The following is a 12,462-nucleotide window of genomic DNA, read 5'->3' as shown; positions in this document are numbered from 1 at the left end:
AAGAGGACTATTACTGATATTTCTTAATTAACGCTTTTAACTCTTCACCGAAGGAATTTGGATTTAACATATTTTGTACCCCAAGCACTGAAACTCGCTCACCACCCTGAATTTCATCGGCAAGGTGCTTAGAACACACAATGATATCTACACCATCTAATTTTCCTTTGTAATCGGTTACCGCGCAAGAATCCATAATATTGGCGATCCCGTGTTTGTCTAAATAGCCTTTAATTTTCATTTTCATCATCATTGATGAACCTTGGCCTGAACCACATACCGCCAAAATACGTACTGGATTTTCGCCCATAGGGCTTTCTGCTTGTACTTCTGCAACCAAATCTTGTGCTACGCTGTCATCATTACCATAGCCGTCCATTTGTTCTAATGTTTTCCCTGCCGCAGCCGCTGCCGCTTCATCAGCACGTAATTTACGGGAAGCAAAGAACATATAAACCATTGCAAGTGCTAAAATAATGAAGAAGAACCCCGGTACACTGACAATCCCTTGTAAAATTGGTGGGAAAAATAATGCCCAGTCAGCCATTCCCATCCAACCATTAAATTCGGCGCCTTGTGTTGCCAGAAGCTGAATCACCCACGCCGATCCCATTACTTCAATGATCCCCATTGCAAAACAAATTTTCATCACTGCTTTCCAGCCACCAAATTGGTTTGCAAAAACGCCGATTGTGGCATTAGAGAAAAACATTGGAATAAAGCCCGGAATGATTAAGATTGGCGAATTGAACCCAAGTAATAACCCAACGGCGACAAATTGCCCAATTGCCCCCCATATAAAACCGAATACCATCGCATTTGGAGAAAAGGCATAAATTGCCGCACAGTCAATGGCAAGCACGGAATTAGGAATTAGCCGCTCTGAGATACCTTTGAATGCTTCAGAAAGCTCTGCAACAAACATTCTTACACCAGTAACAATAATTTGAATGGCAACCGCAAATTTTAATCCCATTTCTAGAATATACATAAACCAATGGGTTTTTCCTGCCATCGCTTGCAAATTATCTAATCCAAAAGAAAGCAAGATAATGCCGAAAAATACGGTCATTACTAATGCAGTTGCAGAAATACTATCGTGGAAAATATGCAACCATTTTGGTAATTTCATATTATCAACACTGTCATTTTTATCGCCTAATTTGGGCGCTAACTTTGTTGCAACCCAAGAAGCAATTTGTTGTTGATGCCCAATAGAAAAGCCCGCTCCTCCTGTCACCGCTTGCGTCGGTTTATACATAATATTAGAAGAAATTCCCCAATATAATGCCATTAGCACGGAGGTATAAATCACCGTTTCCCACATTGAAGCCCCAATAATCATATAAAATACGGCAACTAACCCCGCCTGCTGAAACATAATATGCCCCGTAAGCATAATTGTCCGAATACCCGTAAAGCGCCTAAACACCACTAATAAAATGTTTAAAAATAATGCGCCAATAACAGCGTAGCCAACCCAACCATAATTGTCTGCCATTGTTTGAATGGTGGCTTGCATACTGGTATAGGGATCAATCACCGCGCCTGTCAAATGGTGAAATTTGGATAATCCTGCAATCACAGGCTTAAAGTTTGTCACTAAGAAACCTGATCCCGCTTGAACGATCATAAATCCAACAATCGTTTTAATTGTTCCTTTAATAATCGTTGTCGTGTCTTTTTTCAGTAAGATATAGCCTAAACAGGCGACAATCCCAAGTAAAAAGGGAGCTTTAGATAAAACCTGCGTATTAAAGATCCCAAAATAGTGCATAATTGTTTCCATAATATTTACTACCTCAGATTGAATTTATCATTGATAATAATGTTCACTTTCAAACAGCAAAAGTAAAATCATCACTATAATACGCAAAAACAATCAAATAAAAAGATTATTTTTGATTATTTGTGAGTAAGATCACAAATTAAAATTCTTTCCAAATAATCAAACCTCTATTTACATTTAGTAATGAGCCTAGCTAAAATCCCTTTAAGTCAAAGTAAAATATGATATAGATCACAAAACAGACAAAATATCCTTTCATTTATAAAAATGATTTATTATGATTAAAAAAGATTTATTTTGACTACTAATTACAAAAAAGTAAGGAGCAAACAATGCCAAATGTAAATGAAATAACACGAGAAAGTTGGATCCTTTCTACCTTCCCTGAGTGGGGAACTTGGTTAAATGAAGAAATAGAACAGGAAGTTGTACCCGAAGGAAATTTTGCAATGTGGTGGCTAGGTTGCGTTGGCGTATGGATAAAGACCCCCGGTGGTGCAAATTTATGTATGGATCTTTGGTGTAGCCGTGGAAAATCCACCAAAAAAGTGAAAGATATGGTACGTGGACACCAAATGGCTAATATGGCAGGCGTTCGTAAATTACAACCTAATTTACGTGCAGCACCAATGGTCATTGATCCGTTTGCAATCAATGAAGTCGATTTTATTTTAGCCTCTCACTACCATAGCGACCATATCGACGTGAATGTTGCCGCTGCCATTGTCAATAATCCTAAACTTGATCACGTAAAATTTGTTGGTCCTTGGCACTGTACCGAATTATGGAAAAAATGGGGGGTTCCTGAAGATCGCCTCATAACAGTAAAACCGGGTGATGTCGTTAAAATCAAAGACGTAGAAATCCACGCATTAGATTCTTTTGATCGAACCTGTTTAGTTACCTTACCAGTGGAAGGTGCAGAAGAGCAAGGTGGAGAACTCAAAGGGCTATGCCCAAGCGATGAAGAAATGGGACGTAAAGCGGTCAATTATGTATTCAAAACCCCCGGCGGAACTATCTATCACGGCGCAGATTCCCACTTTTCAATTCAATTTGCAAAACACGGAAAAGAATTTGATATTGATGTTGCATTGAATAATTATGGTGAAAACCCTGTTGGTATCGCGGATAAAATGACCTCCATTGATCTTCTTAGAATGGCGGAAAGTTTACGTTGTAAAGTCATTATTCCTGTTCATCACGATATTTGGACAAATTTTATGGCAAGTACTGATGAAATTATTGCCTTATGGAAAATGCGTAAAGAACGGCTTCAATATAAGTTTCACCCATTCATCTGGGAAGTGGGGGGTAAATATATTTACCCACGTGATAAAGATCTTATTGAATATCATCATCCACGTGGTTTTGATGATTGCTTTGAACAAGAACCTAATATTCCATTCAAGGCAATGCTTTAATTAATCTCAAGGCGAAAGAGAAAATCCCTCTTTTGCCTTGATTTCCCTATGGGCATACTCATCATTCTAAAAAATGTTATTGCCGGCAAATTATTTCAGCTTGATCCCTTGCTGTAATTAAATGATAACAAAGAAATTAAAGAAAAATTCGCTCACACAAAATGATTACATCTGATTTAAGATGATTTAAAATCATTTAGGAATGCGCGTATAATAATTTAATTTACAATGTTGTACTTTTTTAGGGGGAAAAATGAACGAAACTTATCGCCATAAGTTATTGTTGGAACGACTAGCCGAAAATCATCTGCTTTCTACCGCAGAAATTATTGATTTATTAAATATTTCACCGGCAACTGCACGCAGAGACATTAATAAATTACATAAACAAGGAAAATTACGAAAAATTAGAAATGGTGCGGAAGCCTTAACCACTTTTCACTTAACCAGTGAAAAAAGCAGTATCAATCATTTTGACGAGAAACAACGTATTGCTCAAGCAGCCGCAAGATTATGCAAAGACAATGAAAGCGTCATTATTACTTGTGGCTCAACAATGCAAATGCTAGGACGCTATTTGTGTGGCAGAAAAGTACAGATTATTACCAACTATATCCCTTTAGTTAATGATCTTATTAAGCAAAATCATTCAGATCTTGTCATTATGGGAGGACAATATAATCAAGAAAAAGCCATCACGCTCTCACTTAATCAACAAAATGAAACAAATTATTCCGCAAATATTATGTTTACAAGTGGGCGAGGATTTACCGTTGATGGGCTTTTTAAAACAGATATGATTATCGCACATTCGGAGCAGCAACTTTCTTCTAAAGCAGAAAAATATGTTGTGTTATTAGACAGTTCAAAATTAGGTAAACAAGTAGGAATGCTATTTACCCAATTAGAAAATATTGATCTCCTTATTACAGGGAAAGAAGCCGATCCCCAAGTCATTGAGCAACTTACCGCAAGAGGGCTTGAAGTACGTCTAGTATAAGTGCGGTAAAAATTACGTAACTTTTTATTAGGACGAAACAATGAGAAAACACAAACTCGGCATCTATGAAAAAGCCCTACCCAAAAACATCAGCTGGCAAGATAGACTTTCCATCGCCAAAGCCTGTGGCTTTGATTTTGTCGAAATCTCCATTGATGAAACAGATGAACGATTGAGCCGATTAGATTGGAGCAAGGCGCAACGCCTTGAACTGGTGCAAGCCATTATCAATACGGGCGTCACCATTCCCTCAATGTGCCTTTCAGCCCATCGCCGCTTTCCTTTTGGCAGTCACGACGAAACGCTTCGCCAAAAAGCCTATGAGATTATGGAAAAAGCCATTCAGTTGGCGGTAGATGTGGGTATCCGCACCATTCAATTAGCGGGTTATGATGTGTATTACGAAGAACAAGATGAAAGCACGTTAGCACGCTTTCAACAAGGAATGGAATGGGCGGTTGAGTTAGCGGCAAGCAATCAAGTCACACTTGCAATGGAAATTATGGATACCCCCTTTATGAGTTCTATTACCCGCTGGAAAAAATGGGATAACCTCATTCGCTCCCCTTGGTTTACTGTCTATCCTGACCTCGGCAATCTTTCTGCGTGGAATGATAATGTGGTCGAAGAATTACAATTAGGCATCGACAAAATTTCCGCGATTCATTTGAAAGACACCTATAAAGTTACCGAAACCTGCAAAGGACAGTTCCGCGATGTCCCCTTTGGCAAAGGCTGCGTAGATTTTGTTACCTGCTTTAAAACCCTTGCCGAGCTAAATTATCGCGGGGCGTTTCTCATTGAAATGTGGACGGAAAAAGCCGATGAACCGATTGAAGAAATCATCAACGCACGCCGTTTTATTGAACAACAAATGCAACAAGGAGGATTCCAATGCTAGCCGAATTACGCGAAAAAGTGTTACACGCCAATCTTGCCCTACCAAAACATCATTTGGTGACCTTCACCTGGGGAAATGTCAGCGAAATAGACCGCACTTCAGGGCTGGTCGCCATTAAGCCATCAGGGGTGGACTATGACAAGATGACGGCAGAGGATATTGTGATTGTCGATGTGCATACAGGCGAACGCGTGTGGGGAAATAAAAAACCGTCTTCAGATACCCCAACCCATCTTGCCCTGTATCGTCAATTTCCTGATATTGGCGGGATTGTACATACCCACTCACGGCACGCCACCATTTGGGCGCAAGCTGGATTAGATTTAATTGCCGCCGGCACAACCCACGCGGATTATTTTTATGGCAGCATTCCTTGTACACGAAAAATGACTGACGAAGAAATTAACGGGAATTACGAGCTTGAAACCGGTAATGTGATTGTGGAAACCTTCCGCCAACGCAAGATTAATGCGAAAGACGTGCCAGCCGTATTAGTCCATTCACACGGGCCTTTTGCGTGGGGAAGCGATGCAGAAAATGCGGTGCATAACGCGGTTGTATTAGAAGAAATTGGCTATATGAATTTATTCAGCCATCAGTTAAATGCAAATTTAACCTCAATGCAACCCGTGTTATTGGATAAACATTATTTGCGTAAACACGGCAAAAATGCGTATTATGGACAGTAGTTATTTATATGTCTAAAGGATAAAAAAATGGATTATAAACTCGTCGCCTTCGATCTCGATGGCACATTATTAAATTCTCAAGGTCAAATTTTAACGCAAAATAAAGACGCGATAAAAAAACTTCAGCAGCAAGGCATTAAAATATTACTGGTAACAGGGCGGCATCATACGGCAGTCATTCCATATTATGTAGAACTGGGTTTAACCACGCCAATTATTTGTTGCAATGGTACCTATGTTTATGATGTGCAAAATGATGAGGTGTTAGCGGCCAACCCGCTTTCACAACAGCAAGCACAACAAATTTATGATACGGCTACTAAACATCATTGTCATTTATTAATGTATTCACGCAATGCAATGAATTATGCCGAGCTAAATCCCCATATGGAAAAATTTCTTAAATGGGTCGCAAGTTGTCCTGAGAGTGTACGGCCTTTGGTACGAAAAGTAGAAAGCATTCAAACCGTAATCGATCACGATAAACCAATCTGGAAATGCGTGATTAGCGCACAAAATAAAGAAATTATGAACCAAGTCGTGGCAGAGTTGCCTATTGAACAATTTAGTTGTGAATGGTCTTGGGTCGATCGTGTAGATATTGCCAACGCTGGTAATACTAAAGGAGCAAGATTATTAGAGGTCTTAAAGCAGTGGAACATTGCACCACAGCAGGTGATTGCTTTCGGCGATAACCACAATGACACCAGTATGCTCACCGCAGTAGGACTGGGAGTGGCAATGGGGAATGCGGAAGAAGAAGTAAAACGTCAAGCCAAGCTCACTACCACAAGTAATGATGAACCGGGCATTGCACAAGTATTAGCCGAACATTTCAAACACTAAAACAAAACCGCTGATCCTCCTCAGCGGTTTCCTTTTACTCACAGCTTGTTAGCATTAACTCAAACCAATCCTGCATTGTATGACTCATTGCAGTCAAATCCAGTTGTGTTAATTCTTGCTCACTTAGCACCCGTTGCCAGTATTTATCTTCTTTCGCATTGTGATAATCACTGCCATAAATACTTTCACGCAATATGGCAAAACACTTTTGTTGAATTGTTCTGGCATCATTTTTGCCTTTTTCATTATTTAGCGCGTTAAAATATTTCTCCAGATTTTCCGTTAGCACTAAGCAAGGGGATTGCTGAGCTTGAACATAAGCCTCAAGGTAGCATTGTAATTGGGTAAGTGCGGTACTTTTTGGCAAAATTTTAAACCGCACTTGCGCATTTTTAGCATAGCTATGAGAGGGCGCTACATTTTCTTGCGTAGCACATTGCAGTAAATAATAGATCCAATTTTCAATCAGATCTTTATCACGGATTTTCCCTCCTACCCGCCAAGTAACGCGTTCCATTGTGCCGTTAGCAAGGGGATAAAGCTGATTTATCACTCCCGTTAAACGCAGGGTTTGAGTTGGCAAGGCGAAATCCAATTCTGCCACCACACTTTGACTTTCTTGCTTTAAATATGCTGCGACGTCTTTTTTCAGACCAAGAATCGCTTGGCTAAGTTGTTGTGCTTCCACTTGGGCAAAACCACCTCTTGGCATTCCCCCTTTAATTTGTAACTTATGGAAAAACTGGCTAAACTCATCATCGTTCAGATACAGCAATTGCTGATTAATGGTGTAGCGTTCCAAATTATCGAAATCAAAATTTTCTGTATCCTTTAATGCGTTTTCTTCATTTTTCAAATAAATACCTAAAATCTGTTCCAAGAAAAATTTTATCGGGTGCTGAACAAAAGCAATAAGTTGGCTTAATTCAACGTTCTGCACAAGATGCCCATTATTCAATGGCTGAATAAAACCTTGCTCTTGCGATGTGATTTTGTTCACTAATGGCAACCATTTATGCGCAAAAGTGCGGTGCTTTTTAGTGAAATTTTTCTCGCTAAAAGCAGTCATTGGATGGTGAATCACCAATTTTTTACGCCAATATTCATTTGGGTCTGCACACGCATTCTCCTCAGGCAAAGGCAAGTTTTCTGCCACATAATCGAGTAATTGATTAACAAGCACGGAAGGTTCTTTTGGTGCATCATCAATCATTGAATGCCCGACATAGCTAAGATAGAAATAATCCTGTGCGGAAACCAATGCTTCAAGGAAAAGATAACGATCATCATCTCGCTTGAAACGATCCCCCTTTTGTTGATGATATTGCATTAGATCAAAGCTATTTGGCGTAGTTTGCCGTGGATATTCCCCTTCATTCATTCCAAGCAAACACACTACACGAAATGGAATGGAGCGCATTGGCAATAAGGTGCAGAAATTCATTTTTCCTGCTAAAAAACGTAAATTATGTGGATTTTCTTGCAAATAGTGGCTCATCACCTCAGCGACAACTTCTGCACCAAGTGATTGATTAAATTGCACATTGATTAAGGGTTCCACAAAAGTTTCAATACAATCTTTGAGATACCATTGGGTTTCTTGGGTCGTTTCATCAAATTGGAAAAACGTTTCAACAAGCTGGAATAAGGCTTGCTGCCATTGCTCAACGGAATGCTCGCCACAAAGTGTACGGTACCATTGGTGAAGTTGCTCGATAAATTCTGCCAAATAGGCGGCCAATTGCCCTTTTAGCCCATAGCTATTATCAAAACCAAGGCTGTCTTGCCAAATGCTGTTTTCTTCTCGCATTGCGTAGCCCAACAGCATTCGTTCAAGCCCAGCTTTCCACGCATTATAATTTTCTTGTACGCCATCCCGATATTTCTCCAAACCAAAACGAATACCAGAATGCGCCACCCAGTGATGGATATAAGGCAAGTCTTCCAATTCAATATGGAAACGTGTGCGAATGCTTGGAATATCGAGAAAATCCAACACTTCTTGCGCAGTAAAAAGGCTCTCTTTCAAGTTTAGCAATTTGATAAACGCGGAGACAATGACATCATTTTCCGACAATTTATTATCTGAAATCGAAAAGGGAAGATGAGGTTTCCCTTGCTCAAAGACGGCACGAATGTAAGGAGTATATTTATCAATATCCGCCACCATTATGACCACATCTTTTGGTGTAAGCGTTGGATCTTGATTAAATAAGTGCAATAAATAATCTTGCAATGCCTCGACCTCACGCATTGCGCTATAACAAGCGTGAATTGAAAAAGAAAGATCTTGCGGTTCAAAATGCAGTGGCGCAATACCTGTCGGGGTAAGTGTTAAAATGCGTTGCTGAATTTGGTGTAACAATCCCTCTTTCGACAATTCTACATAAGCATTAATTTCGTTACTTTGCAAATCTGTGAGCAAATAAAGAAAATCGCGCCCTTGTTTTCCCCAAGAAGAAAGTAATGGGTTTCCCACTTGCAACAATTCTTGTTCGGCGGTGTATTCGTGCTGTTTTTGTTCTAGCTGGGCAATTTGCTGATGAGAAAATAATGGGCTAGCCTGTTGGCTTTGGTGATCAATGCGAGATCGCTGTTGTAATTTTCGCCAATATTGGCTATCTACAATATCTCCCCAATACTCACGACAAGGATTAGTGAAGAATAAATGCACATCACAAAATGCACTAATGCCGTTAAGAATTTCTAGGTACACTTTTGGCAACGCCGAGATCCCAAAAACAAAAATGCGTTTAGGCAGTTTCACAGGCATTTTCTGTTGCAATAGCTGGAGAAATTGTTGGTGTAAATGCGCTCGGTGCCAAACGTCTTCATTGCCATTTTGCTGTTGAATTTCCGCCACTAAAGCACGCCATAAAATGCCTTGCCATTCGATATGCTGTGCAATTTGAGTCACCAACTGGGGTTTATCTGTACTTTTCTGCGTTGCAATTTGTTGAGCGATCGTGCGATCTTCCTTTTTTTCCCACGCACTGATCCAATCTGGACGATACACCAAATATTGATCAAATAAATCTGCGATTTTTTCCGCTAATTGATATAACTTTTGTTGTGCCGATTGAGGTGCCGTATTCAGATAATCACGTAATGGTGCAAAGGCAGGTTGGGATAAATATTGTGGGATCAATCGCATCAAACGCCATACAATCTGCTCTTTAGCAAATTGATTTTGCTGTGTAATATTAAACAAATTATCGCGATAAAGTTGCCAAATAAAGGTGGCTGGCATAGGAAATTGCAAGTTCGCTGAAATCCCTTGCTTTTCGGCAATTTGCCATTGTAACCACTGCGCCATCCCCGGGCTTTGCACTAAAATAATTTCCGATTGTAGCGGATCATTTAATGGCATTGTCTTCATTAAATGCAACAGAATATCTTTTTGTGTTTCAAGCAAATTGGAATAATAAACGGTTAGCACAGAATTTCCTTTTATAAATTGGTTTCCCCTGTGGGATAACGCACAGTTACCTTATTTTCTTGACAATTAAGATGAAAAATAAGCTGATTTTGCTCAATGTGAGTTTGACAGCTCAGCCCCATAAACAGACGTTGTTGCTGATTATGTGCAATAGAAATGGCTTGTAAATCTTGATAAATTTTCACCGCACTTTGCCGTTGATAAGCGAGCCATTGATTAATGGACAGAAAAATACCACTAAATAGCGTTAAAGTCATCAGCAAAGCAAGCAAATTCATTCCTTGATATTTTAACGGCCTATAAAGACTCAAAATCATACCAGCTCCTTTTTGCTAAGCGCCAAAAGCGATATGCCTGAACCACGTCTTGCAGCGTTTGCTTGTTGTAAACCAATTTCACATTCTCCCCTTGATATAACTGTCCTTGCGTAATCACCGCACCGCGCAGTTCCCCTTTACCTGATAAGATTAAATCACCTTCGGCGACAACGACGGCATAAATATTGCCATTGATCTCCCAATGCTTTTCTTGCTCGGAAAACCAGTAGAGTGGATAGTTGCCAATATTCCCTTGCGATAAAAACCTTGCAAACAGCGGCGTGATCGCAGGATCAAAATAATGTGAAAATTCCCCAGCATTGATGCCGCGACTTGGCATTCTTTGAAATAGGCTCACTCGCTCACACCAAGCAAAATGGGAAGAAGAATCAGAAGTGCGGTGATTTTTCAGCGTATTTTTAAATTCAAGACGATAAACAGAATGGCTATAATCTAAAGGTAATTTTTCACATTCTTGATCCAAATTTTGTCTGCTGATTGGCAACAGTACGGCATCATTTTGTACATAAAATTTTTGCTGTGCGTTCATTGCGCGATAAAAATGCAGTTCCTCTTGGTTAAACCACATTGTAATCATCAAGAATGAGCTAAGCAGTAATAATAACGTCAGGGTAACCATACCTTTTTGCGCGTTCATTCTGTACCGCCTTGATTAAGCAAGGGAATCACTACTTGGCTTTCATATTCAATATGCGGTTGTTGCGTCAATTGCCCTTTTAAATATGCCGTAAGCAATACGGATTCTTTTAGCCATTGTAAAGAAAAATCCGTTATTGCTATTTTATGGTTATCAAATAAATCTACCCAACCGCCTCTCTCACAAGCGAGCTGTTGCAGGTAGCCTTGGCACTCTTCTTTTGCACATTTTTGCTTAACGGTATTTTTATAAGTCAAACGTGTTTCCAGCATTTTATGTTTTAAACGATAACCGAATAACTCACGCTCAATTTCTTTTGTCCGATTTTTGCCATTTTCACGACATAGCCCCTTGGTATAAGTGGAACCAATACAGCCTGAATTATCCAAATCATAGAAAAATAACACACAGCTATTCGGTTTTTCCCCTGCAGATTGGCTAAGTACTAAGCTTGTGCCTCGTTCATCTTGCTCAAACAAGGCGAAATTATCCACTTTACGTTTTTCAACTGCGGCACGAAATCCGGTTCGGCGTAAATCTTTGCTAATTAACTGCAACGTTCTTTCTATCTCTGCTTGTAAAAACAGACGCGCATTCATTTGCTGAATTTGCCATTGGCTATGTTGATAAAATTTCACTATGCCAATCAGTAATAAGCTGGATATTCCCAACGCTGACATTAAACCGAATAAACTTTGTCCTTTTAAATAGCCTTTCATCTAAGGTTCTCCGCAAGCACTGAGTGAATTTGCTGGTTTGAGTTTCAGACTACCCACATTAAAAAAAGAAAATAAGGTTTTAACCTGCCCAGCTTGCAATAAAAAACAATCAGATTGAATCGTATTACGGATACCGCTGATTCTTGCCATCTCTTGTGGAAAATAATGTTTACTGCTAATCATTGTTTTTGTTGGAAACAATGGTTGATAAATATTCGCCATTAGCTCTTCTGCACATAAGTGCGGCTGTAAACAATTGCATATTTTTTTACTTTTAACTTGTGCAACAATGCACCATTTCTGGCTTACTAACTCTCGATTTGCCACTAAAAACCATACTTGATTAGAATTTTCTACTCGCCGTTGAATCGTACGCAAAAATAAATATAAGCGTTGTTGTTCTTTGCCTAGCAGCCATTGCTCCTGGTGCTGTTGCCATACAGGTAAAGCCATAAGCAATAACAAACTAGAAATCAATAACACGATAAGCGATTCTAATAAGGTGAAACCTTTCATTTTATCCATAATAAAAACGCTGATTTTTTCAACCGCACTTTGTTTATCTTATATTTTTTCAACAATATTTCTTTGTAAGAATTGTTTTCGTTACATTGCTTTTAATGCACTAGGCAAAGCCTAACAAACACGGTGCTTTTTTAATAGGGAATGAGCAAATTTTT

Annotated in this window: 11 protein-coding genes; 5 read left to right on the top strand and 6 right to left on the bottom strand. The window is 39.4% G+C overall.

Annotated elements, in window-relative coordinates; translation table 11 throughout:
- Nucleotides 1–10 precede the first annotated feature (10 nt).
- On the bottom strand, nt 11–1,789 hold the full coding sequence (locus tag L4F92_RS02880) for a PTS ascorbate-specific subunit IIBC (RefSeq protein ID WP_250350874.1): 1,779 nt from the start codon (nt 1,787–1,789) through the stop codon (nt 11–13).
- A 332-nt stretch (nt 1,790–2,121) separates the two neighbouring features.
- Between L4F92_RS02880 and ulaG the strand changes: the two genes are divergently transcribed.
- The 5 genes from ulaG (at nt 2,122) to L4F92_RS02855 (ending at nt 6,649) form a co-directional block, all read left to right on the top strand.
- Nucleotides 2,122–3,213 (top strand): L-ascorbate 6-phosphate lactonase, encoded by a 1,092-nt coding sequence (gene ulaG / locus L4F92_RS02875; protein WP_250350875.1) that lies wholly within the window; start codon nt 2,122–2,124, stop codon nt 3,211–3,213.
- A 253-nt stretch (nt 3,214–3,466) separates the two neighbouring features.
- The gene (gene ulaR / locus L4F92_RS02870; RefSeq protein WP_250364136.1) at nt 3,467–4,213 is read left to right on the top strand and encodes an HTH-type transcriptional regulator UlaR; all 747 of its coding nucleotides are present in this window, start codon (nt 3,467–3,469) and stop codon (nt 4,211–4,213) included.
- 40 nt (nt 4,214–4,253) lie between these two features.
- Nucleotides 4,254–5,114: an L-ribulose-5-phosphate 3-epimerase gene (locus L4F92_RS02865; RefSeq protein ID WP_250363908.1), complete on the top strand. Its 861-nt coding sequence runs from the start codon at nt 4,254–4,256 to the stop codon at nt 5,112–5,114.
- A complete protein-coding gene (gene araD, locus L4F92_RS02860; protein ID WP_250363909.1) occupies nt 5,108–5,803 on the top strand; it encodes an L-ribulose-5-phosphate 4-epimerase in 696 nt (231 codons plus the stop codon). Before L4F92_RS02865 ends, araD begins: the two co-directional genes overlap by 7 nt.
- Before the next feature lie 27 nt (nt 5,804–5,830).
- Nucleotides 5,831–6,649 (top strand): pyridoxal phosphatase, encoded by an 819-nt coding sequence (locus L4F92_RS02855; RefSeq protein ID WP_250364135.1) that lies wholly within the window; start codon nt 5,831–5,833, stop codon nt 6,647–6,649.
- A gap of 34 nt (nt 6,650–6,683) precedes the next feature.
- On the opposite strand, the gene recC is transcribed toward L4F92_RS02855, so the two are convergent.
- The 5 genes from recC to L4F92_RS02830 are packed head-to-tail and all read right to left on the bottom strand — an operon-like array spanning nt 6,684 to nt 12,307.
- Nucleotides 6,684–10,088: an exodeoxyribonuclease V subunit gamma gene (recC, locus tag L4F92_RS02850; protein WP_250364134.1), complete on the bottom strand. Its 3,405-nt coding sequence runs from the start codon at nt 10,086–10,088 to the stop codon at nt 6,684–6,686.
- 11 nt (nt 10,089–10,099) lie between these two features.
- On the bottom strand, nt 10,100–10,405 hold the full coding sequence (locus L4F92_RS02845; protein WP_250364133.1) for a DUF5374 domain-containing protein: 306 nt from the start codon (nt 10,403–10,405) through the stop codon (nt 10,100–10,102).
- A complete protein-coding gene (locus tag L4F92_RS02840) occupies nt 10,386–11,063 on the bottom strand; it encodes a DUF2572 family protein (RefSeq protein ID WP_250350882.1) in 678 nt (225 codons plus the stop codon). Before L4F92_RS02840 ends, L4F92_RS02845 begins: the two co-directional genes overlap by 20 nt.
- Nucleotides 11,060–11,782, bottom strand: coding sequence for a PulJ/GspJ family protein (locus L4F92_RS02835; protein ID WP_250350883.1), 723 nt, complete (start codon nt 11,780–11,782; stop codon nt 11,060–11,062). Before L4F92_RS02835 ends, L4F92_RS02840 begins: the two co-directional genes overlap by 4 nt.
- A complete protein-coding gene (locus L4F92_RS02830; protein ID WP_250350884.1) occupies nt 11,783–12,307 on the bottom strand; it encodes a prepilin-type N-terminal cleavage/methylation domain-containing protein in 525 nt (174 codons plus the stop codon).
- Nucleotides 12,308–12,462 lie beyond the last annotated feature (155 nt).

The organism is Avibacterium sp. 21-595, assembly GCF_023611905.1.
Lineage (GTDB): Bacteria > Pseudomonadota > Gammaproteobacteria > Enterobacterales > Pasteurellaceae > Avibacterium.
This window is presented reverse-complemented; position numbering and strand designations above follow the sequence as displayed.